The 21,487-nt window shown below is 67.7% G+C and carries 19 protein-coding genes; 15 read left to right on the forward strand and 4 right to left on the reverse strand.

From position 1 onward, the window contains the following. Positions 1–137: 137 nt before the first annotated feature. From ACQR50_RS16305 to ACQR50_RS16375, 15 genes are all read left to right on the forward strand, one after another. Positions 138–1,790, forward strand: a complete 1,653-nt coding sequence (locus tag ACQR50_RS16305; RefSeq protein ID WP_428969112.1) for an MFS transporter — start codon at positions 138–140, stop codon at positions 1,788–1,790. Beyond that, on the forward strand, positions 1,787–2,959 hold the full coding sequence (locus tag ACQR50_RS16310; protein WP_428969113.1) for an HlyD family secretion protein: 1,173 nt from the start codon (positions 1,787–1,789) through the stop codon (positions 2,957–2,959). Before ACQR50_RS16305 ends, ACQR50_RS16310 begins: the two co-directional genes overlap by 4 nt. Beyond that, positions 2,956–4,344 (forward strand): efflux transporter outer membrane subunit, encoded by a 1,389-nt coding sequence (locus ACQR50_RS16315; RefSeq protein ID WP_428969114.1) that lies wholly within the window; start codon positions 2,956–2,958, stop codon positions 4,342–4,344. Before ACQR50_RS16310 ends, ACQR50_RS16315 begins: the two co-directional genes overlap by 4 nt. 84 nt (positions 4,345–4,428) lie before the next feature. Then, a complete protein-coding gene (locus ACQR50_RS16320; protein WP_428969115.1) occupies positions 4,429–4,854 on the forward strand; it encodes an organic hydroperoxide resistance protein in 426 nt (141 codons plus the stop codon). 76 nt (positions 4,855–4,930) lie between these two features. After that, positions 4,931–5,446, forward strand: coding sequence for a lactoylglutathione lyase (gene gloA, locus ACQR50_RS16325; protein ID WP_428969116.1), 516 nt, complete (start codon positions 4,931–4,933; stop codon positions 5,444–5,446). Positions 5,447–5,606: 160 nt separating this feature from the next. Beyond that, positions 5,607–7,064 (forward strand): methyl-accepting chemotaxis protein, encoded by a 1,458-nt coding sequence (locus ACQR50_RS16330; protein ID WP_428969117.1) that lies wholly within the window; start codon positions 5,607–5,609, stop codon positions 7,062–7,064. A 90-nt stretch (positions 7,065–7,154) separates the two neighbouring features. After that, complete coding sequence (locus ACQR50_RS16335; protein WP_056435631.1) at positions 7,155–7,460, forward strand: STAS domain-containing protein; 306 nt, start codon at positions 7,155–7,157, stop codon at positions 7,458–7,460. A 12-nt stretch (positions 7,461–7,472) separates the two neighbouring features. After that, positions 7,473–9,719, forward strand: coding sequence for a chemotaxis protein CheA (locus tag ACQR50_RS16340; protein ID WP_428969118.1), 2,247 nt, complete (start codon positions 7,473–7,475; stop codon positions 9,717–9,719). Beyond that, positions 9,716–10,585, forward strand: a complete 870-nt coding sequence (locus ACQR50_RS16345; protein ID WP_172839597.1) for a CheR family methyltransferase — start codon at positions 9,716–9,718, stop codon at positions 10,583–10,585. The genes ACQR50_RS16340 and ACQR50_RS16345 overlap by 4 nt, the downstream gene beginning before the upstream one ends. After that, complete coding sequence (locus ACQR50_RS16350; RefSeq protein ID WP_428969119.1) at positions 10,585–11,601, forward strand: protein-glutamate methylesterase/protein-glutamine glutaminase; 1,017 nt, start codon at positions 10,585–10,587, stop codon at positions 11,599–11,601. The genes ACQR50_RS16345 and ACQR50_RS16350 overlap by 1 nt, the downstream gene beginning before the upstream one ends. A gap of 8 nt (positions 11,602–11,609) precedes the next feature. Further along, positions 11,610–12,218: a chemotaxis protein CheD gene (locus tag ACQR50_RS16355; RefSeq protein ID WP_428969120.1), complete on the forward strand. Its 609-nt coding sequence runs from the start codon at positions 11,610–11,612 to the stop codon at positions 12,216–12,218. Positions 12,219–12,250: 32 nt separating this feature from the next. Beyond that, a complete protein-coding gene (locus ACQR50_RS16360; protein ID WP_428969121.1) occupies positions 12,251–12,628 on the forward strand; it encodes a response regulator in 378 nt (125 codons plus the stop codon). 25 nt (positions 12,629–12,653) lie between these two features. Beyond that, positions 12,654–13,097 (forward strand): chemotaxis protein CheW, encoded by a 444-nt coding sequence (locus ACQR50_RS16365; RefSeq protein ID WP_042485432.1) that lies wholly within the window; start codon positions 12,654–12,656, stop codon positions 13,095–13,097. 50 nt (positions 13,098–13,147) lie between these two features. Next, the gene (locus ACQR50_RS16370; RefSeq protein WP_428969122.1) at positions 13,148–14,152 is read left to right on the forward strand and encodes a chemotaxis protein CheB; all 1,005 of its coding nucleotides are present in this window, start codon (positions 13,148–13,150) and stop codon (positions 14,150–14,152) included. 11 nt (positions 14,153–14,163) lie between these two features. Continuing rightward, complete coding sequence (locus ACQR50_RS16375) at positions 14,164–14,430, forward strand: hypothetical protein (RefSeq protein WP_236697066.1); 267 nt, start codon at positions 14,164–14,166, stop codon at positions 14,428–14,430. Between the two features lie 30 nt (positions 14,431–14,460). Here ACQR50_RS16375 and ACQR50_RS16380 read toward each other — a convergent pair whose 3' ends face one another. The 4 genes from ACQR50_RS16380 to ACQR50_RS16395 form a co-directional block, all read right to left on the reverse strand. Next, a complete protein-coding gene (locus tag ACQR50_RS16380) occupies positions 14,461–14,964 on the reverse strand; it encodes a hypothetical protein (protein ID WP_428969123.1) in 504 nt (167 codons plus the stop codon). Positions 14,965–15,171: 207 nt separating this feature from the next. After that, a complete protein-coding gene (locus ACQR50_RS16385) occupies positions 15,172–18,009 on the reverse strand; it encodes a TonB-dependent receptor domain-containing protein (RefSeq protein WP_428969124.1) in 2,838 nt (945 codons plus the stop codon). A gap of 263 nt (positions 18,010–18,272) precedes the next feature. Further along, positions 18,273–19,085: a ferredoxin--NADP reductase gene (locus ACQR50_RS16390; protein ID WP_056435650.1), complete on the reverse strand. Its 813-nt coding sequence runs from the start codon at positions 19,083–19,085 to the stop codon at positions 18,273–18,275. Positions 19,086–19,170: 85 nt separating this feature from the next. After that, complete coding sequence (locus tag ACQR50_RS16395) at positions 19,171–21,426, reverse strand: TonB-dependent siderophore receptor (RefSeq protein WP_428969125.1); 2,256 nt, start codon at positions 21,424–21,426, stop codon at positions 19,171–19,173. Between the last annotated feature and the right edge of the window lie 61 nt (positions 21,427–21,487).

The following is a 21,487-nucleotide window of genomic DNA, read 5'->3' on the forward strand; positions in this document are numbered from 1 at the left end:
CGCCAAACCATCGGCGTCAAACGGCCCGGCAACACCTTCAAAATCCCCCATTCTTTCGGGCCGATGACGGTGCGCTTTCCCGGACGCACCCGAGTCGGCGGGTTGCGCGTTCAGCGCGACGGGACGAAAGGACGGGGATGGCATCGCGGTTTCGGCAATTCTGGAGCGAGGAGGAATGGTCCTTCGCTCCCCATGAGCGGCCGACCATTCCCGGCTCGCCCGGCAATTTCGATCATCCCAACCGGCGGCGCATCGCATATGGCGTGATCGCGGTCCTGATCGGCCTGACCGGCGGGCTGGGCAATGCGCTGGTCCAGGTGAATACCATCCAGCTCCAGGGTGCGCTGGGGCTCGACCCGACCGAAATCGCGTGGCTGCCCATCGCCTATGTGATGACCAACGCGTCGATCAACCTGCTGCTGATCAAGTTCCGCCAGCAATTCGGCCTGCGCCCGTTCGCGCTGCTGTTCTCGGGCCTCTATACGATCCTCGCCTTTGCCCATCTGTTCGTGCGCGATTTCGCCACCGCCATCGCGGTGCGCGGGGCCAGCGGCATGGCGGCGGCGGCGCTGTCGTCGCTGGGCCTCTATTACATGATGCAGGCGCTCCCGGCGAAGTGGCGGCTGAAGGCAATCGTGCTGGGCATCGGCGTGCCGCAATGCGCGACACCGCTGGCGCGGCTGTTCTCGCCCGAACTGCTCGCCATGTCGCAGTGGCGCACGCTGTATCTGTTCGAATTCGGGCTGGCGGCGATCAGCCTCGCCTCGATCATCGCGCTGCGCCTGCCGCCGACTCAGAAACTCAAGGCGTTCGAGCCGCTCGATTTCCTGACCTTCGTGCTTTACGCGCCCGCCATCGGCCTGTTCTGCGCCGTGCTGGGCCAGGGGCGGCTGGTCTGGTGGACGCAGGCCGCGTGGATCGGCTGGGCGCTGGTGATCGCCATCCCGCTCCTGGCGCTCGCCCTGTGGATCGAGCATCACCGGGCCAATCCGCTGCTCAACACACGCTGGCTGGGCTCGATCGACATCGTGCGCTTCGCCATCGTCACGCTGATGGCGCGTATCGTGTTTTCAGAACAGAATTTCGGCGCGGTCGGCCTGTTGACCGCGCTGGGCCAGAATAACGACCAGTTCGGCACGCTGTTCACCATCGCCTTCATCGCCTCGGTCGCGGGTGTCGTCATGAGCGCGGTGACGCTGAACCCGACCAAGCTGACCCACCCGATCATGTATGCGATCGGGCTGGTCGCCATCGCCGCCTATGCTGACAGCTTCTCGACCAACCTGACCCGCGCGCCCGAGCTGTACGCGACCCAGGCGGTGATCGCCTTTTCGACCACCTTCTTCCTCGGCCCGTCGCTATTGTTCGGCATGACCCGCGCGCTGCAACAGGGGGCCGGACATGTCATCAGCTTCATCGCACTGTTCGGGATGCTCAATTCGGTCGGCAGTCTGGGCGGCACCGCCCTGCTCGGCACCTATCAGGTGGTCCGCGAAAAGGCGCACAGCGCCGCCATCGTCCAGAATATCGATCCCACCGACCCGCAGGTGACGCAGCGTATCGCGGCGGGCGGCGCGCGGGTGTCGGGTGTGGTCGGCGACCCCGCGCTCGCCCGGGCGGAGGGCGCCGCGCTCCTGTCGCAGGCCGCCACGCGCGAGGCGAATATCCGGGCCTATAACGACGTCTTCCGACTGGTCGCCGCACTGGCGGCCGCCGTTACCCTTTTCCTCGCGCTGCTGACCTGGCGGCGTGCGCGCCGCGCCCGTGCGGCGGCCAAGGTGCAGTCATGACCGACACACGATCGCCCGTCTCCCCCACCCCGATGACCGAGCAGGCCGCCGCCGAAGCGGGGGTGCCGCCACCGACACCCACCCCCGTGCCGCCGCCCGCGCCCGCGTCGGGCTGGCGACCGCCCTCGGGCGGATGGCGGTCGCGCGCGCTGATCGCGCTGCTGGTCATCGGCGGTATCGCGGCGGTGCTGGCGGCGTGGCGGCTGCCGCCCTTTTCCAGCGATCGCCAGTCGACCGACAACGCCTATGTGCGCGGCCGGACGACGGTGATCGCACCGCAGGTCAGCGGTTACGTCACCGCGGTGCTAGTCAAGGATTTCGAGACGGTACGCGCCGGTCAACCGCTGGTGCGGATCGACGACCGCATCTATCGACAGCGCGTCGACCAGGCGACCGCACAGGTGGAGGCGCAGGCCGCCACGCTCGCCAACAGCCGCCAGGCCCAGGCGTCGCGTACCGCCAGCCTCGCAGCCCAGGACGCCGCCGTCGCCAATGCCGAGGCGCAGCTGATGCGCGCCCAGGCCGATATGGCGCGGGTCAACGACCTGGTCACCGACGGCTCGGTATCCTTGCGCGAACGCGACCAGACGCTCGCTGCGCTCCGCCAGGCCCAGGCGCAACTTCGTCAGGCCAAGGCGGCGCGGGAGATCGCCCAGCAGGATGTCCGCACCGTCCAGGTCGGACGCGGCGGGCAGCAGGCGGGCGTGTCGGGCGCGGAAGCCGCACGGCGGCTGGCACAGATCGACCTCGCCAACACCGTCGTCCGCGCGCCCGAGGATGGCCGCCTGTCCGAAGTCGGCGTGCGGCTGGGCCAATATGTGACGGCGGGCTCGCAGCTGATGTTCCTGGTGCCGCCCGAAACCTGGGTCATCGCCAATTTTAAGGAAGCGCAGACCGCGCGCATGGCGGTAGGACAGCCCGCCAGCTTCACCGTCGACGGCCTGAGCAATGCCCGGCTGAAGGGTCATGTCGAGCGGATCTCGCCCGCCGCCGGGTCCGAATTCGCAGTGCTGAAGTCCGACAACGCCACCGGCAACTTCACCAAGGTGCCGCAGCGTATCGCGGTGCGGATCCGCGTCGATCCGGGCCAGCCCCTGGCCGCGCGCCTGCGCCCCGGCATGTCGGTGCAGGCGAGCGTCGACACGGCGGGCGGGCCGCAGGTGCGATGAGGCACGCCGCTCTCCCCATCGCGGCGGCGCTGCTGCTCGCCGGATGTATCGGGCCGCGTCCCACCGCCCCGACGGCCAGCGCCGTGGTGCCGCCGCCCGCCTGGCGCACCACGCTGGGGCCGGGCAGCCCGATCGCGGCCGATTGGTGGCAGGCGTTCGGCGATCCGCAACTGACTGCGCTCGTCACCCGCGCGCTGGCCGACAGCCCCGATCTGGGCAGCGCGGCGGCACGGATCGAGGAAGCGCGCGCCCAGGAACGACTGGCCCGCGCGCAGCTGTCACCGAACGTCACGGCGGGCCTGCCGCTGACCGAGGGGCGCACCGTCACCGCCTTCGGCACCGGGCTCGACCAGTTCGGGTCGCAGCCTGTGATCCAGGCGAGTTACGATTTCGACCTGTTCGGCCGGCTGCGCAATGCCCGTGCCGCCGCACGGGCGCAGCTGCTGGCGACCGAGGCGGCGCGGGATACCGTGCGCCTGGCGCTCGCCGCCGGGGTGGCGAGCGGGTACGTTACGCTGCGCGCGCTCGACCACCGGCTGCACATTGCCGAGGAAACGCTGGCGGCACGGGCCGACGCGCTGCGCATCGCGCGGCGGCGGGCGACGACGGGCTATACCTCCAACCTGGAACTACGACAGGCGGAGGGCGAGTATCGCGCGACCGAGCAGCTGGTCGCCGCCGCCCGGCTGGCCGTCACGCGGCAGGAGAATGCCCTGAGCGTCCTGATCGGCGGCGCGCCCGGCGCGATCCCGCGTGGGCTGCCGATCGATCGGCTGGTCCGCCCCGCCATCCCCGATGGATTGCCGTCCGACCTGCTGCGCCGCCGCCCCGACCTGTTCCAGGCCGAACAGGCGCTGGTCGCCGCCGACCGCTCGCTCGACAGTGCGCGCGCGGCGATGCTGCCCAGCCTGGGGCTGACCGGCTCGGCGGGCGTGGTGCTGTCCAGCGCGCTCAAGAATCCGATCACCATCTTCTCGATCGGCGGCAGCGTGCTGGCCCCGATCTTCGACGCCGGGCGGTTGCGGGCGCAGGCCGATGCCAGCGCGGCACGGCGGGACCAGGCCGCCTTTGCCTATCGCCGCACCGCGCTGACCGCGTTTCGCGAGGTGGACGACAGCCTCGCCTCGGTCCGCCGCTCGGGCGAACAGGCGGTGGCGCTCGCCGGGCAGCGCGCGGCCCAGGCGGATGCGCTTCGCATCGCCTCCAACCGCTACCGCGCGGGCTATTCCTCCTATCTCGAACAACTGGATGCGCAGCGCGGTCTGCTGAACGCCGAACTCGCGCTGGCCGAGGCCCAGGCCAATCAGCTCACTGCCTATATTACCCTGTATCAGGCGATGGGCGGCGGCTGGTCGGCGGGTGCCATTCAGGCGACGGCGCGGTAATCGGATCGCGATGGAACGCACCGGGCCTTGACGCGCTGACGCCATCGAACCGATTCTTGACCCGATGACCTACAGGAGAGCAACATGGGCGTGAATGTGATCTACAAGACCAAGGCGACGGCTACCGGTGGTCGCGACGGCGCGGCGCGGTCGGAAGACGGCTCGGTCGACGTCAAGCTGGTCGTGCCGAAGGAAATGGGCGGCCCCGGTGGCGAAGGCGCCAACCCGGAAAAGCTGTTCGCGGCGGGCTATTCGGCCTGTTTCCTGGGCGCGATGAAGGCGGTGTCGGGCAAGGAAGGCGTGAAGGTTCCGCAGGATGCGACCGTCACCGCCGAGGTCGGCTTCGGCCCGCGTGAGGAAGGCGGCTATGGCATCACCGTCGACCTGCTGGTGAACCTGCCCGGCGTCGACCGTGCCGAGGGCGAGAAGCTGATGCATGCCGCGCATGAGGTCTGCCCCTATTCCAACGCGACCCGGGGCAATGTGGATGTCGGCCTGACGCTCGCCTGAGCCGTCGCGCTTCGCGCACTCCGAGGCCCTTCGTCCCCAGCGGCGGAGGGCCTTGCCGTTTTCCAAGGACCCCATGATGACGACCCGCCCCGCCGGAACCGAGAGCTTCGCGCTCAACCAGACGATGCTGCGCATCCGCGATCCCGAGCCGTCGCTCGCCTTCTACCAGGACGTGCTGGGCATGACCCTGCTCCAGAAGCTGGACTTCGAGGAGATGCGCTTCTCGCTCTATTTCCTCGCCTATCTGGGCGAAGGCGAGACGATCCCGCAGGACCCCGCCGAGCGCGCCCGGTTCATCTTCAACCGGGAGACGACGCTCGAACTCACCCATAATTGGGGCACCGAGTCGGACCCCGACTTCAAGGGCTATCACGACGGCAACGGCGATCCGCGCGGCTTTGGCCATATCGGGATCAGCGTCGACGATGTTGCCGCCGCCTGCGAGCGGTTCGAGTCCCTGGGCGTGACGTTCAAGAAGCGGCCCCAGGACGGCAAGATGAAGGATATCGCGTTCATCACCGATCCGGACGGCTATTGGATCGAGATATTGTCGGCCCATGGCATGGCCCCGAGCATTAATCCAGATCAATAATCTATTGAAATTCCTCCGGTGTCGTGACGCGGCTGAAACGGGATGTTTACCGTTTCTGCCCATTATGGACAGACGCCGGAGGCTTTGGTGACCGTCTCGATCCTCCGTTGCGACCAGCGAGTGCGTTCGCTCGCTCAAGGTTTTTGGAGGTTACGCCGCTATGTTGTCCTGGTTTGCCAAGACGGCACCGATTCGTCTCAAATTCGACGTGTTGACGGGTCTTTACGGAATGCTCGCCACGGTCGGACTGATGGCGACGATCGTCGCGCAGGGCGGCTTTTCGCTGTCGCTGCCGGTCGTCGCCGCCGCCGTGGCGCTGATCCTGTCGCTGGTGGCGATGCGGGTCGCGCGCAAGCTGATCTGCGACCCTTATGTCGGCAGCGTCGTGATCATGGAGCAGCTGGCCGCAGGCGACGTCCATCACGAGATTGCCTATGACGGGTATCGTGACTGTGTCGGCCGGATGGCCCGTGCGATGCACGTCTTCCGCCGCAACGCCGCCGAGGTGAAGAAGGCGGGCGAGGCGCAGAAGATCGTCGTCAACCTGCTCGGCAAGGGCCTGGGCGAACTGGCCGACGGCAACCTGACCGAGACCATTCCCACCCCCTTCCCGCCCGAATATGACAAGCTGCGCGTCGACTTCAACCGCGCGATGGAATCGATGGGCCGCGCCATGAGCGCCGTCACGGCCGCCACCCACGGCATCAATTCGGGGGCCAGCGACATCCGCCAGGCCTCGGACGACCTGTCGCAGCGCACCGAACAGCAGGCCGCCAGCCTGGAGGAAACCGCCGCCGCGATGGACGAGATCACCTCGACCGTCCGCCGGACCGCCGAGGGCGCCAATCGCGCCAACCGCGCCGTCGCCGATGCGCGGATCGAGGCGCAGCAGTCGGGAGAGATCGTCCGCCGTGCGGTCGACGCCATGGCCGGAATCGAACGCACGTCGAGTGAGATCTCCGAGATCATCAGCGTCATCGACGGCATCGCCTTCCAGACCAATCTGCTCGCCCTGAATGCGGGCGTCGAGGCGGCGCGTGCCGGTGACGCGGGCAAGGGCTTCGCGGTCGTCGCCTCCGAAGTCCGGGCGCTGGCCCAGCGTTCGGCCGACGCCGCCAAGGATGTAAAGTCGCGAATCCTCGCCAGCTCCGAACAGGTCGAATCGGGCGTCAGCCTGGTCAGCGAGACCGGCAAGGCGCTGGAGCGAATCATCGGCCAGATCGCCGAGATCAGCACGCTGGTCGAGAACATCGCCAGCTCGGCCGAGAAGCAGGCGATCGGGCTTCAGGAGGTCAACACCGCCGTGTCCGCGATGGACGGCGTGACTCAGCAGAATGCCGCGATGGTCGAACAGGCCACCGCCGCCGCACGCTCGCTGGCAGTCGAGGCCGATGGCCTGGCACGCGAAATCTCGCGCTTCCGCATCGAGAACCAGCCCGGCCCTTTCCCCGCCCCCGTCCAGCCGGTCCATCAGCTACAGCAGCGCGTGGCCGCCGCCAGCCGCCGGATCGCGCAAGGCGGGCGTTCCGCCGCCGCTCCGGCGCCGATTCAGGCCCCGCCCGCCTCGATGGGGAATGCCGCTCTGGCGGTCAGCGACGACGACTGGACCGAATTCTGATCGGCTCGCCCCCGGCATGGCGCAGGCGGGCCGGCCGGGGGCAAAGCGTAAAATTCGGTTAACCCACGCTTTCTTAACGACCTTCGCGCCATGCTGCCCCCCGAAACCCGCGACTGGAGTCTCGCCGTGACCGCTCTGTCCCTTGCCCCCGTGCTCGACACCGCCGCCGCCGTTCCGCTGCGCCAGGCGCTGCTCGACCTGATCGCGTCGGGTGACCCGATCACGCTCGACGGGTCGCAGGTGGCGCAGGCAGGCCAGGCCTGCCTCCAGGTGCTGGCCAGCGCCCAGGCGATGGCGGCGTCGATCCCGACCGATTTCGAACTGAACAGCCCATCCGAGCCGCTGGCTTCGATGATCGCGCTGGCGGGGCTCGACAGCCTCGTCGCCGCCGCCTGAAAGGCCTGACCGATGAACCTCGACGAGATTCAGCAGATTTTCTTCCAGGAATGCGAGGAAGGTCTCGGCGCGCTCGAAACCGCCTTTGCCGACCTGAAGCGCGACCGCCACGATGACGAGACGATCAACACCGTCTTCCGGTCGGTCCACTCGATCAAGGGCGGCGCGGGCGCCTTCGGACATGAGCGGCTCCAGCATTTCTCGCACCATTACGAGACCCTGCTGGACCTGATTCGCAACGGCACGCTGCCGCTGAGCGAGCCGCTGATCGACCTGATCGTCGCGGCGTTCGATACGCTGGCGGACCATGTCGCCGCCGCGCGCGGCGAGGGCGGCATGCCCGCCGACCAGGCGATGCTCGATCGGCTGGCCGCCGCCGCCCAGGGCGAGATCGGTGGCACGGTGGCTGCCGTCGCCGAGCCGGAACCCGTCGCCGATATCGCTTTTGCCGCCCCGACCTCCGATGTCGCCGCCGCCGCGCTGGACGATTTCGACGCGCTGTTCGCGATGCTCGAGGATCCGGCCCCCGCCGCCGAACCCGCCGGCCCGGCCGAGTGGATCGTCTCGGTGCATCCCGGCCCGCGCGCCTTCGACCATGGCGCCGAGCCGATGCTGGCGCTGCGCGAATTGTCGCGCATGGGTGGCCGCACGCTGGCGGCCGACCTGTCCGAACTGCCGCAGCTCGACGGGCTGGATGCCGAGCGTGCCTATATCGGCGTGACCATGGCGCTGCCGGGCACGCTGGACGAGGAGGATATCCGCGCGGTCTTCGACTTTGCCGATCCGCAATGCCGCCTGACCGTTACCCGCGCCGATCCCGCAATGGCCTTCGCCGAGCCCGAGCTTGTGGTCGAACCGGCCATCGCCGAGCCGATGGCCGATGTGATCCCGTTGCCGGTCGCGGCCCCTGCGCCCGTGTCGCCGCCGGTCGCTGCACCGACGCCCGCGCCCGTCATCGCCGCGCCTGTTCCGGTGGCGGCCCCCGCCCCGGCCCCCGCTGCGCCGCCCGCACCCGTCGTGTCGGTGGTCGAGGCGGCGAGCAGCCCGCGTGTCGCCGCCGCTGCTGCCCAGACGATCCGGGTCGACCTCGACAAGCTGGACCGGCTGGTCAACCTGGTCGGCGAGCTGGTCATCACCCAGGCGATGCTGGCGCAGCGCCTGTCGGAAAACGAGATGGGTTCGATCCCCGAGCTGTCCGACCTCGACCACCTGACGCGCGAGCTTCAGGATTCGACGATGGCGATCCGTGCGCAGCCGATGAAGACCGTCTTCAGCCGCGTGCCGCGCATCATCCGCGAACTGGAGGTCGAGACCGGCAAGCGTGTCCGCCTGGAAGTCGAGGGCGAGATGACCGAGGTCGACAAGACCGTGGTCGAGCGCATCGGCGAGCCGCTGACCCATCTGATCCGCAATGCCGTCGACCATGGCCTGGAAACCCCCGCCGATCGCAAGGCGGCGGGCAAGGACGGCGAGGGCGTCGTCACCCTGTCGGCCGCGCATCAGTCGGGCCGGATCGTCATTACCGTGGCCGATGACGGGCGCGGTATCGACCGCGCGCGCGTCAAGGCCAAGGCGATCGAGCGCGGCATCATCGCCCCCGACGCGCAGTTGTCCGAGGAGGAGATCGACAATCTGATCTTCGCCCCCGGCTTCTCGACCGCCGCCGTCGTCTCCAACATTTCGGGCCGCGGCGTCGGCATGGACGTGGTGCGCAAGAACATCCAGGCGCTGGGCGGCCGCATCGGCATCCAGTCCGAACTGGGCAAGGGGTCGAGCTTCTCGCTCAGCCTGCCGCTAACGCTCGCCGTGCTCGACGGCATGATCGTCACCGTCGGCGACCAGACCTTCGTCATTCCGCTGACCCATATCGTCGAAAGCCTGCGTCCGGGCATCGACGAGGTGCATGTCGTGGGCGGCCAGTCGCCGCTGCTCGATGTGCGCGGCACCTATGTCCCCGTTCACCGCGTCGGCGAGCAGCTGGGCGTGACCGGCGCGATCGCCAAGCCCGAAAATGCGGTGCTGATCGTGGTCGAAAGCGACCAGGGCCAGGCGGTGCTGATGGTCGACTCGATCCAGGACCAGCGTCAGGTCGTCGTGAAGAGCCTGGAGGCGAACTACCGCGCCATCCACGGGCTGGCCGGTGCGACCATCCTGGGCGACGGCCGGGTCGCGCTCATTCTCGACGTCGATGCGCTGATCGGCCGCTGGCGCCGTGACGGGCGCGGGCCGAGCGCCTTCCTCGAGGACATGGCCGCGTGAACGCGCTGGCCGCCCTGGCGTCGCGCGAACCGCAGCGGGAGATGGAGTTCGCCTTTTCGGCGTCCGACCACCGCGCGATCGCCGACATCATCTATGCCGAATCGGGCATCCTGCTGCCCGAGAGCAAGGCGAAGCTGATCTATGGGCGGCTGGCCCGTCGCCTGCGCGCCTGCGGGTTGAGCAACTTTCCCGATTATCTTGCGCTGATCGCCAGCGATCCGGCCGAGCGGGCCCGCGCGGTCGACTCGCTGACCACCAACCACACCTCCTTCTTCCGCGAAAATCATCATTTCGAACATTTCCGCGACCAGCTCTGGCCCGGCTTCTCGCAGCGTCTGGCGAGCGGCGGGCGGGTGCGGGTCTGGTCCGCCGCCTGTTCCAGCGGCGAGGAACCCTATTCGCTGATGATGACGATCGCGGGCCAGGATGTCCGCGCCGCCGAGAAGCTGGCGACCCAGGATTTCCGCGTGCTGGCGACCGACCTGTCGCCCAGCGTGATCGCGACCGCGCGCGCGGGCCGCTATCCGCTGGACACCACCCGCGCCATGCCCGCCGCGATGCGATCGACCTGGTGTCGCCGCGTCGGCGATACGGACGAACTGCTCCCCGCGCTGCGCAACCCGATTGCGTTTCGTGAACTCAACCTGCTTCGCAACTGGCCGATGCGGCGGCCCTTCGATGTGATCTTCTGCCGCAACGTCATGATCTACTTCGACGACCCGACCAAGGCCCAATTGCTCGCCCGCTTCGCCGACCAGCTGGTCGACGGCGGCACCCTTTATATTGGTCATGCCGAGCGCATCCCGCCGGAAGTATCGGCGCGCTTTCACTGCATCGGTCGCACCGCTTTCCAGAAAGTATCCTGATGGCCGTACGTACCCTGATTGTCGACGACTCCCCCACCATGCGTGCGCTGATCGCGGGCATGCTGAGTCGCGACCCCGATATCGAAGTGGTCGGCGCCGCCAACGGCCCGCACCAGGCGCGTGAGATGATCAAGGCGCTCGATCCCGATGTCATCACGCTGGACGTCGAGATGCCCGACATGAACGGCCTCGACTTCCTCGAGCGCGTGATGCGGCTGCGCCCGATGCCGGTCGTCATGCTCTCCACGCTGACCCAGGCGGGCGCGGACACCACGATCCGCGCGCTGGAACTGGGCGCGGTCGAATGCTGCGCCAAGCCCGCGACCAACTGCATCGATCCGCGCATCGCCGAAAGCGTGAAGGCCGCCGCCAGCAGCCGCCGGATCCGCGTGCGCGACATGGCGCCCGCCGCGCCCGCGCCGATGGCCGATTTCAAGCCGATCCCCGGCTCGCTGATCGCGATCGGCGCGTCGACCGGCGGCGTCGAGGCGCTGATCCAGGTGCTGAGCGGCTTTCCGGCCAACTGCCCGCCGACCGTCATCTGCCAGCATATGCCCGCCACCTTCACGACCAGCTTCGCCGCCCGGCTCGACCGGCTGTCCAAGCCGACCGTGACCGAGGCGCGTCACGGCCAGCCGCTGGTGGCGGGCCATGTCTATCTGGCGCCCGGCGGCACGCATCACATGGAGGTGGGCGGCGTCGACGGCCAGTATCGCGCGCGCCTGATCCCCGACGATCCGGTCAGCGGCCATCGTCCCTCGGTCGACCGGCTGTTCCACAGCGTCGCCAGGACGGTCGGGGCCAAGGCGGTGGGCGCCATCCTGACCGGCATGGGCCGTGACGGGGCCGACGGCCTGCTCGCCATGCGCGGCAAGGGCTGCATGACCATCGGACAGGATCGCGACAGCTGCGTCGTCTATGGCATGCCCGGCGTCGCGCAGGATATCGGCGCGGTGACCAGGCAGCTGACGCTGACCCGGATCGCGCCCGCGCTCATCGACCGGTGCCGGGCGTGATCCAGGCCATGCCCCATCAGCCCCCGCCCTTCGCCCCGCCGCCGCAGCCTTCCCCGCTGACCCGGCTGGCGAACCGCGACGGGCTTCGCCGAATCAACGTCATCCAGGGCGAGACGCGAGTCAGCCAGGACAAGGACGTGGTGCTGACGACCGTGCTCGGCAGCTGCATTTCGGCGTGCCTGTACGATCCGATCGCCGGAATCGGCGGATTGAATCACTTTTTGCTCGCAGAACCGGGCGTCGCGGAAACCGATCCTAAATCCATGCAGCGCTATGGTGTGTATGCGATGGAAGTTCTGATCAACGCGATGATGGCGCTCGGCGCACAGCGGCACAGCCTGAAGGCCAGGCTGTTCGGTGGTGCGATGATGCGCGACGGCTTTCGCGACATCGGCACCGCCAATGCGCAATTCGCCCGCCGCTTCCTGGCGGACGAGCGGATCGCGCTGGTCGGTGAGGATGTCGGCGGCGTCAGCGCCCGTCGCGTCGAGTTCCGCCCGGCACTCGGCCTGGCCCGGTGCCGCCACGTGACCGACACGGCCGTGCCGCTGCCGCGTGTCGCGCGCCCCGCTCCGCCCCCTCCACCCGCCGCGACCGGCGACGTGGAATTCTTCTAATGTCTCTCGATCCTCACCGGAAAGGCCAGTTTGTGTCCCAAATCATCATGACCGTGGACGATTCGCCCAGCATGAGAATGCTTCTGCGCGCCGCGCTCACCGATATGGGATATCGGGTGCTCGAGGCCGAGGACGGCGTCCATGCGCTCGACACGCTGGATGCGGTGACGGCCGATACCGCGCCCGACCTGGTCATCACCGACATCAACATGCCCCGCATGGACGGTTTCGGCCTGATCGAGGCGCTGCGCCGCCAACCCGGCCACCGCAACCTGCCGATCCTGGTGCTGACCACCGAAAGCTCGGACGAGAAGAAGGCGCGCGCACGTGAAGCGGGCGCCACCGGCTGGATCGTCAAGCCGTTCAATCCCGAAAAGCTCGCGGCGGCCATCCGCCGCGTGCTGCACTGATCCCCTTTTCCTGAGGAACCCGACCATGTCGCGTCAGCTCATCACGTTCCAGCTCGGCGACCAGATCCTGGGCGTCGACATCATGGCCATCCGCGAAATCCGCGCCTGGTCGCCCGCGACCCCGCTGCCCAACGTCCCCGCCCATGTGCGCGGCGTGGTGAACCTGCGCGGCGTGGTCCTGCCGGTGCTCGACCTGCGCCACCGGCTGGGTTGGGGCGTGACCGATCCCAGCGCGCGCCATGTCATCATCGTGGTGCGGATCGGCGAGCAGCTTCAGGGCCTGATCGTCGATGCGGTGAACGACATCGTGACCATTCCCCCCGAAGCGATGCAGCCGCTGCCCGACATGGGCGACGCGACGGCGGCGCATTATCTGGAAGGGCTGGCTACGATCGAACAGCGGCTGATCCTGATCCTGGCGCTTGATCGCCTGACCGATAGCGTGACATTGACGGCCGAAGCCGCGTAATCGCATGTTTTTCAAGACGTAACGGCGTTTCCGTTGGAAGGTATTGAGTAATGGCGGACGTTAAGGTTCTGGTCGTGGACGACTCGCTGACGATGCGGGTCCTCATCTCGGGCGCGCTCGAACGCATCAAGGGCGTGCAGGTGGTGGGGGCCGCCGACGGTGCGGCCGAAGCGCGCAAGATGGTCGACCAGTATCGCCCCGAGGTCATGACGCTGGACGTCGAGATGCCCGGCATGAGCGGCCTGGAATATCTCGCCGAGATCATGGAGGAGCGGCCGATGCCGGTCATCATGTTCTCGACCCGGACCGCCGCGGGGGCCGCGGAATCGGTCGAGGCGCTGCGCCTCGGCGCGATCGACTGTTTCCCCAAGCCTAAGGTCGCGGTGCAGGCCGAACTGGACGCGATCATCGGCAAGCTGGGCAAGCGCATCAAGTCGGCCCGCAACGCCGATCTGAAGCGCGGCAAGGCCGCCAAGGGCCGCAAGGGCCCGGTCGCCGACATCAATTGGAACGGCCGCCTGCTGGCGATCGGCGCGGATGCCGCCAACACCCAGGCGCTGTTCGACCTGTTCCAGAACTTCCCCGCCAACTGTCCGCCGACCCTGGTCGTGCAGCAGATGTCGCCGGGCCTGCTGACCCCGATGATCGAGCAGCTGCGCGAGCAGATCGCGCCGAAGGTCGTCGAGGCGACCGACGGGATGAAGGTGGAACAGGGCACCATCTATTTCGCGCCGCAGGGCGATACGCACATGGTCGTCGACACCTGGCCGAACGGCACACTGCGCCTGCTGGCACGCGAGCCGGTGGCGGGCGAGCGGCCGTCCATCTCGCTCCTCTTCGCCTCGGTCGCCAAGGCGGCGGGCGGCAACGGCCTGGGTGTGCTGCTGGCGCTCGACGACGAGGACGGCTCGGCGGGTCTGCGCGCGATGCTGGCGGGTGGTGCCTATGCCATCGGCCGCAACGGCACCGACTTCACGCTGAACAAGGGCGCGGTGTCGCAGCCGGTGGCGGGCGACGCGATCTTCGCCAACATCGCGAAGCTGTGCAGCAAGTGACGGAGGGGGCCATGGAACCGGCCCTTGCCCGGGCGCTGGCGGACGAGCTGGTCGAACTGACCCGTTCGCTCGCCGACCTGGCCTATGAGCTGGGCAGCGATCCCGACACGCTGCGCCGCCATATGGTCAGCATCCAGGCGGTCGACCGGATCACCCAGTCGCAGCTGGCGATCGCCGACATCCTGCGGTCCGACGCGCCGGTCGCGGCGCGGATCGACGGGGTGACGCTGGAGACGCTGGCCGACCGGCTGCGCACGCGGATGGCCAAGGCGGCCTGACACCGCCGCCCCGGCCCGCGCCTCTATCCGTCAGGCGACGGGTTTGGCGGCCATCGCCGGGCGCGTCGCGATCCGCTCGACCAGCGGGCGCAGGCCCTCCAGCCATTGCCGGACCGAGGCGCGCGTCCCCTCGCTCAGGCTCAGCAGCGCCAGCCGACGATCGGTCGGATGCGGCGTGCTGTAGAACATCCCCATCGACACCAGCATGTTGATCCAGCGCACCGCCGTGGTGCGTGGCACGCCCGAGGCGCGGTAACAGGCGCTGGTTTCCACGCTGCGTCCCGCTTCTTCCTCCAGGAAGACGAACAACAGCATGTCGAAGGCCGGGTCGGCGAACAGGTCCGGGTTGAAGAATCCCCCGATCCCCTCCCGCGCGGCGCGCAGGATCGAACCGATATCGGCCGAACTGATCCGCTTTTCATGGTCCTGACGAACCATCGACTCCACGGCGGCGAGTTCGTCCCGAATCCGGCGAAGGCGATCGTCGATCGCATCCCCCAGATCGTCGACCTGCCCGTCATAGCGGTCACTCATGACCTCTCCGCCCCGATCCATGTACCCCCCGCTATCGACGCTGGCCGACATCACTTCATGGAATTTATTCCGTTTCCGTCGCAGCGCCGCAATTCCTAAGGGCGCGGGATGCCAGCGAAATTAGTATAGGTTAACCAAAATCTTGCGGCCGTGATCCCAAATTGATCCCGTTCCGGATGTGTTTTTCATGCGAAAGGGCGTGATGTTTCAAAAGAACAGCTTGCGGATCGACAATCGGACGGTTCGGCCGAGCGGATCGAGATAGCCCGGCTGATAGCCGATCGGCACGGTACCGTTGGCATCGGTCACACGCTGGCGCTGGTTGAACAGATTGTCGAAGGACAGGCTGACCCGCGTCCCACGCAGCCAGGGATGCGCCTTCAGCAGGTCCAGCCGCTGGCCCAGATCGGCGAACAGACGAAGGTCGACCGTCGCCAGGCTGCCGAAATCGAGCGCCTGCGGATTGGCGGGGGTGCCGCCATTGACCCGCGTCGCACTCTGCCAATTGCCCGACAGGCGTACGCCGATGCCGTTGTTGGAATAGCCCGCCTGCGCTTCCAGCTGATGGCGCGAGGTGCCGCCGCTCGACCCGATCGCATCGCCGCGCAGCAGATCGAGGACCGGGCCGCCCTCGGCCACCGTCACCCGGTCGGCAAAGGTCCAGGTGTGATAGAGCGCGAATTGCACGCGCCCGCCGCCGCCGCCGCGTCCGCCACCAAAGCCGCCGCCCCGGAAACCGCCGCCGCCTGGGCCGCCACCGGGTCCGCCCGCGCCGGGACCACCCGGACCGCCAGGCCCGCCCGCACCCGGACCACCGGGGCCACCCTGCCCCTCGCGGCGCGGACCTTCGCCATCGCCACGACGGCCGGGAAAGTTCAGCCCGGCAAAGGGATTGGGGCCGGTCCCGGCGCGGAACGCCTCCAGCTCCTTCTGGATCTTCGACTTGATCGGCCTGGAGAAGTTGAAGCCCCAGCGCAGCTGCGACCGCTCGGTGTTCGCAAAGTTGATCGGGCGCGAATCGACGCGCAGCAGGTTGCCCGCAGCATCGCGCGTGAAACGGTCGGGGAACGCCGCCTCGATCGCGGCGGTCGGCGTCGGGAAGGACGCGATCGGATCGTCGGTGTCGATCCGGTAATAATTGGCGGTCAGGTTGACGTCGCGGTCGCGCCACGGCTTCAGCGTCAGGCCCAGCTTCATGACATGGCGATTGTCCGCGACCAGATTCGGATTGCCGCCCGTCACCGCCGTGATCGTCGCGGTCGTGCCGCGCACATAGTCGAACAGGCGGACATTGGGCGTGGTGATCGACGGGTTGCCGAGCTGCTGCGCGGTCGGGGCATCCTCCTGATCGGTCCAGGAGGCGATGACGCGCACGCCCTCCAGCGGCGACCAGTTGGCGCCGTAACCGACCGTGGTCAGCGTGCCGAAGTCCGACAGGTGATCCGCCCCGACATTCAGGTTCAGCGACAGGTCGCCGATCGCGCTCAGGATCTGGCGGTTACGATTGGCGATCGGCAGGTCCAGATTGGCCTGGCCGTTGACGATGTCGCGCGACACGTCCCCCTGCTGGAAAATGCCGAACCGGGTCGAGCTGCTGGAGAAATCGCTGGTCTGCCCGCCGACCTTCACGCTGGCCTGCACATCGCCCGCGGGCAGCGCGAAGACCCGGCCGTTGAGCAGCGCATCGACCTGCCCCGACGAAGAGGTCGACCGCGCGAAATTACGCGCCACCAGACCCAGCCCGTCGAGCGGTCCGTAAGGATTGGCGGTCGGATCGCCCGCGTTCAGCCTGGCCTGCAACCCCGCCACGTCCAGTCCGGTATCGGTGGCCACCCGGCTTTCGGCCCGGTCATAGGCGCCCGTCACCGACCAGCGCCACCGGCCCAGATCGCCGTTGAACACCGTGCCCAGATGCGCGGTCAGCCCGGTATTGTTCTGGACCAGCGGACCATAGGCATCGGTCAACCGGCTGACCGTCGCGGTCGTCCCGAAGGGCGAATAGGGATTGCCCGCAGGCAGCACCAGATTGGCCGAGGGCAGGCCGTTCCAGCTGTTGCTCTGCGTCGTCTGCACCTCGGCATTGAACGAGGCGGACACCTTGTCGAAGATGTTGCGCGAATAGACGACATTGGCGTCCCATTGCCGCTGCGCCGATTGCAGCGTGCGATAGGGGGTGACGTCGGTGCCGGTCGCCGGGCTGCCCGCGAGCTGCGCCAGCGACGGCGCGGCGGTCAGGCCGCCGGGCACGCCCACTACGCTGGGGCTGGTGCCGGTCAGCGCGGCGAGGCCGGGATCGGCGGTAACGATATTGCCGCCCAGCGACGCATTGGACGAAGGCGCGACGATGCCGCGCTCCGCCTCGGTCAGGCGCGAGGTTTCGGAATAATCGGTGTGGATGCTCAGTCGCTTGTCGCGCCGGATCTGCAACCAGTCGAGCTTGCCCTGCCCCGTCGCCGAGCCGCCCTCGGTCGGTACCTTGCCCACCGCCTCGGCCGCCAGCGAGCGGAAGCGCGGGCGCAGGACAAAGTTCACCACCTTCTGGTCGGCGCGATAGCCGTATTTCAGCGCGACTTCCTCGGGGAAAATATCGACGCGCTGGATCGCCTCGGTCGGCAGGTCGCGGATTTCCTGGAAGCCCGCGATACGGCGACCGTTGAGCAGGATCACCGGCGATCCGCCGCGCCCGCTGGTCGTCTGCGGCGCGAGTTCGGTGAGCAGGTCGGAGACACTCGACACGCCGTAAGAGCGGATATCGGCGGGGCTGAGTTGCTGGTCGGGCGGGATGTCGCCGATCACCTTGCCCGGTTCGCGCCGCGCGGTGACGACGACGTCGGGTTCGGCCTCCTCGCCTTCCTCCTCAGCCTCGGGCTGCACCTGGGTACGGGGCGGGCTGGCCGTTTGCGCTTGCGGTGTCGCGGTCGCGGAGACGGCGGGGGTGGAAGCCGTCGAGGGGGCCGGGGCCTGCGAGGCGGGCTCGGTCGAAACCTGCGCCTGCGCGATCGCCGGCATCGCACTCGCCAGCATCAAACCCGCCCAAAGCCGCATGTCCGTCCCTTTTCCCTTGTCCAAGGCTTGGGCGTTAGGACGCAAATGTCGCACAAATGTGCCGCCTGCGATGACAAATGTCGCGGGAGTGGTGCAGACAGCAGGCTGGGAAACACGCCCATTCCTCCCCTGTAAGGGGAGGGGAACCAGCGAAGCTGGTGGAGGGGTGTCGCCGGTTGCGAGGAACCTATCCATCACAACGGGTTACACCCCTCCGTCAGGGCTTCGCCCTGCCACCTCCCCTTCCAGGGGAGGAAAGGGTGTTACCCAGCGAACGCCTTCTCGATCACATAGGCGCCCGGCTGCGCGTTCGAGCCTTCGGGGAAGCCCATTTCCTCGAACTTGGCGCCCAGCGACTTGATCATCTCCATGCTGCCGCACATCATGATCCGGTCGGTTTCCGGGTTGAAGCCATGCGCGCTGGGCAGCCCGGCGAACAGGCGGCCGTCCTCGATCAGCGCATCGATGCGGCCGGTCGTGTGGAACGGCTCGCGCGTGACGGTCGGGATATAATGGAACTTCTCCTGCGCGACGTCGCCGACCAGCGGGTCCTCGGCCAGCTTGCCCGCCAGTTCGTCATGGAAGGCCAGGTCGCTGACCCGGCGCACCGAGTGGACGATGATGACCTCGTCGAACATGTCATAGATGTCCGGGTCGCGCGCGACCGACAGGAACGGCGCCAGGCCGGTGCCGGTCGACAGCATGAACAGCCGCTTGCCGGGCAGCAGCGCGTCGGCGACCAGGGTGCCGGTCGGCTTGCGGCCCAGATAGATGTTGTCGCCCGGCTGCACCTTTTGCAGCTTGCTGGTCAGCGGGCCGTCCTCGACCTTGATCGACAGGAAATCCAGCTTCTCATCATAGGACGGGCTGGCGACCGAATAGGCGCGGAGCAGCGGCTTGCCGTTGTCGCCCTGCAAGCCGATCATCACGAACTCGCCCGAACGGAAACGGAAGCTGTCGGGGCGCGACACCGAGAAGGAGAAGAGATGCTCGTTCCAGTGATGGACGCTCTGAACCGTCTCGACGCTCAGCGCCGTGGTCGGGGTCAGTTCGGGCAGGGCAGTATCGGTCGACAAACCTCAAAACTCCTTTGCGCCCCTTGCCCGCCGATCGGTCGGCGGGACGGGCGGATACGTCAAATGCGAATGAATCGGGTGCGCCTTACCAAGAATAGCGCAGGCTGCCTACAAAGGTCCGCGATGCCCCGTAATAGCAGCCATTGTTGAAGAAACAGCTGGTGATGTGCCGCCGGTCGAACAGGTTGGCGACATTGGCGGTCAGGCTCAGCCCCTCCATCGCCGGGCTGACCTGGCCGAGATCGTAACCCAGCATCAGGTCGGCCAGCCAGTAGTCGGGCGACTGGAAACGGCGGACGACGGTGCGGCCCGCAGCCACCGTGGTCGCGGTGCCATCCGATTCGCCGACATAGCGCACCCCTGCCCCCAGGCTCAGGCCGCCCAGCGCGCTGCCGACACCCGCCTTGCCCAGATCATAGGACAGGAAGCTCGACGCGCTCCATTGCGGCACGCCCAAGGGCCGCGTGCCGGTGACGCCGCTCATCTGGTCGCCGGTGCCGACCACGGGCGTACCCTGCCGGACATAGGGGCCGTTATAGGTGGCGGCGACGACCACGTCGAAGCCGGGGGCGACCGTGCCGCGCCCGTCCAGCTCGATCCCGCGCACCGAGACTTCGCCGATCTGCACCTGCGAATTGCTGGGGATATTGCCGGTGCCCGCGCGCGGATCGGCGACCGGCACGTTGCGGCGGCGCAGGTCGAAGGCGGACAGGGTGAACAAGGCGGTCGTGCCGCGCGGCTGGTATTTCAGCCCGGCCTCATATTGGCGGCCAGTGACGGGAATGAAGTTGCTGCCATCCCAGGTGCTGCCCGCCTGCGGCTCGAAGCTTTCCGAATAGCTGACGAAGGGCGAGAGGCCGATCTTCGTTTCATACAGCGCGCCCAGCCGGGTGGTGAACGCCGTCTGGTTCAGCCGGGTGACGGCATTGGTGTTCAGATTCTGTGTCGTCTGGTTGTAGGTGTCCCAACGCCCGCTGGCGATCAGTTGCAGGCCGCCGATCGCGATCTGGTCCTGCAGATAGACGCCGACCTGATCGCGCTTGGTGTCATTGTGCGTCTGGGAGATCGGGAAGCTGGGCAGCGGCACGCCGTAAACCGGCGCGAACAGGCTGAGATTGGGGATGTTGAACACCGGGTTCGCATTCTGCCCGGTATAGAAGGCCTGGTAGTTCTCGCCACGATTATGCTGCCAGTCGACGCCGCCCAGGATGGTGTGCTTGACCGGACCGGTGTCGAGCTTGCCGACCAGATGATTGTCGATCGTGAAGGTCTGGAACGCCTCGTCCGATCCGCCGCCGCCGCGCTGGAGCGTCGAGAGATCGCTATTCCCGCCGCGCGTGACATAGCCCGAGCCATAGATCTGCCGGTAATGCAGTCCGATCGCGAGATAGCGGGCGTTGGTGGTCCAGCTCAGCCGGTCGTTCAGGTCATGACGGAACAGGATCGTCGCCGATTTCTGCGTCCGGTCGAACGCCTCGTAGGACGGCTCCGACGTGTTGAAATCGACCGGCAGCACGCCGAACGGATTGGGCAGCGCCGAGCCATAGACGGGCACGCCGCTATACGACCCCGACTCGGGATCGCGCTGATAGTTGAGGATCAACGTCACGCTGGTCGCCGTGTCGGGCGCGAAGGTCAGCATGGGGCGCGCATAATAGCGGCGATTGGCGGTGTTGCGGATGAAGCCGTCCGATTCCTCGGCGCCTGCGATCATCCGGAACAGCCAGCGGTCATTCTCATCGAGCGGCTGATTCACGTCGATGCTGGAGCGCAGCAGCGCATAATTGCCCGCCGCCAGCTCGATCCGCCCGCCTGCCCCCGCATAGGGCAGCTTGCTGGTCAGGTTGACGAGGCCGCCGGGCGTGCCCGAGCCATAGGTGACGCCCGCCGGGCCCTTCACCACATCAACCGACTCGACCAGATGGAAATCGATCTGCGGGCTGGCATAGACGCCGCCCATCAGCCGCATCCCGTCCATGAACACGCCGGGCGCGAAGCCGCGCAGGAACAGCTGGTCGTAGCGGGTGGCGACATTGCCGCGCTGGTTGGGGGCGACACCCGCGACATAGCCGAGCGCCTGGTTGATCGACAGCGCGTTGCGCCGGGTGAGTTCTTCCTGGTCGATCACGGTGATGCTCTGCGCCGTCGCGATCAGCGGCACGTCTGTCTTGGTGCCTGAGGACGCGCTCTTCTTCTCGCGCTGCCCCTCGACCACGATGTCCTCGTTGCGCAGCCGCTGCTGGTCCTCCTCGGACAGGGTCATCGCATGGGCAGGAAGCGCGCTGCCCAGCATTCCCCCGGTGGCGCACGCTGCCAGCAGCGCTCCGCGAAGTGCGCGCATAAATTTACTCCCTGCTATTGATAGTGACTCTCAAATGCTGCTAAAGCGATGCCATTGGGAT

It is taken from the genome of Sphingomonas sp. Xoc002, assembly GCF_050408055.1.
In the GTDB taxonomy this organism is placed as follows: Bacteria; Pseudomonadota; Alphaproteobacteria; order Sphingomonadales; family Sphingomonadaceae; genus Sphingomonas; species Sphingomonas yabuuchiae.

Bases quoted from the DNA above. Each gene is read 5' to 3' on its own strand.
- ACQR50_RS16305 (WP_428969112.1), top strand. From the start codon at position 138: ATGGCATCGCGGTTTCGGCAATTCTGGAGCGAGGAGGAATGGTCCTTC.
- ACQR50_RS16310 (WP_428969113.1), top strand. From the start codon at position 1,787: ATGACCGACACACGATCGCCCGTCTCCCCCACCCCGATGACCGAGCAG.
- ACQR50_RS16315 (WP_428969114.1), top strand. From the start codon at position 2,956: ATGAGGCACGCCGCTCTCCCCATCGCGGCGGCGCTGCTGCTCGCCGGA.
- ACQR50_RS16320 (WP_428969115.1), top strand. From the start codon at position 4,429: ATGGGCGTGAATGTGATCTACAAGACCAAGGCGACGGCTACCGGTGGT.
- gloA (WP_428969116.1), top strand. From the start codon at position 4,931: ATGACGACCCGCCCCGCCGGAACCGAGAGCTTCGCGCTCAACCAGACG.
- ACQR50_RS16330 (WP_428969117.1), top strand. From the start codon at position 5,607: ATGTTGTCCTGGTTTGCCAAGACGGCACCGATTCGTCTCAAATTCGAC.
- ACQR50_RS16335 (WP_056435631.1), top strand. From the start codon at position 7,155: ATGCTGCCCCCCGAAACCCGCGACTGGAGTCTCGCCGTGACCGCTCTG.
- ACQR50_RS16340 (WP_428969118.1), top strand. From the start codon at position 7,473: ATGAACCTCGACGAGATTCAGCAGATTTTCTTCCAGGAATGCGAGGAA.
- ACQR50_RS16350 (WP_428969119.1), top strand. From the start codon at position 10,585: ATGGCCGTACGTACCCTGATTGTCGACGACTCCCCCACCATGCGTGCG.
- ACQR50_RS16355 (WP_428969120.1), top strand. From the start codon at position 11,610: ATGCCCCATCAGCCCCCGCCCTTCGCCCCGCCGCCGCAGCCTTCCCCG.
- ACQR50_RS16365 (WP_042485432.1), top strand. From the start codon at position 12,654: ATGTCGCGTCAGCTCATCACGTTCCAGCTCGGCGACCAGATCCTGGGC.
- ACQR50_RS16370 (WP_428969122.1), top strand. From the start codon at position 13,148: ATGGCGGACGTTAAGGTTCTGGTCGTGGACGACTCGCTGACGATGCGG.
- ACQR50_RS16375 (WP_236697066.1), top strand. From the start codon at position 14,164: ATGGAACCGGCCCTTGCCCGGGCGCTGGCGGACGAGCTGGTCGAACTG.
- ACQR50_RS16380 (WP_428969123.1), bottom strand. From the start codon at position 14,964: ATGAGTGACCGCTATGACGGGCAGGTCGACGATCTGGGGGATGCGATC.
- ACQR50_RS16385 (WP_428969124.1), bottom strand. From the start codon at position 18,009: ATGCGGCTTTGGGCGGGTTTGATGCTGGCGAGTGCGATGCCGGCGATC.
- ACQR50_RS16395 (WP_428969125.1), bottom strand. From the start codon at position 21,426: ATGCGCGCACTTCGCGGAGCGCTGCTGGCAGCGTGCGCCACCGGGGGA.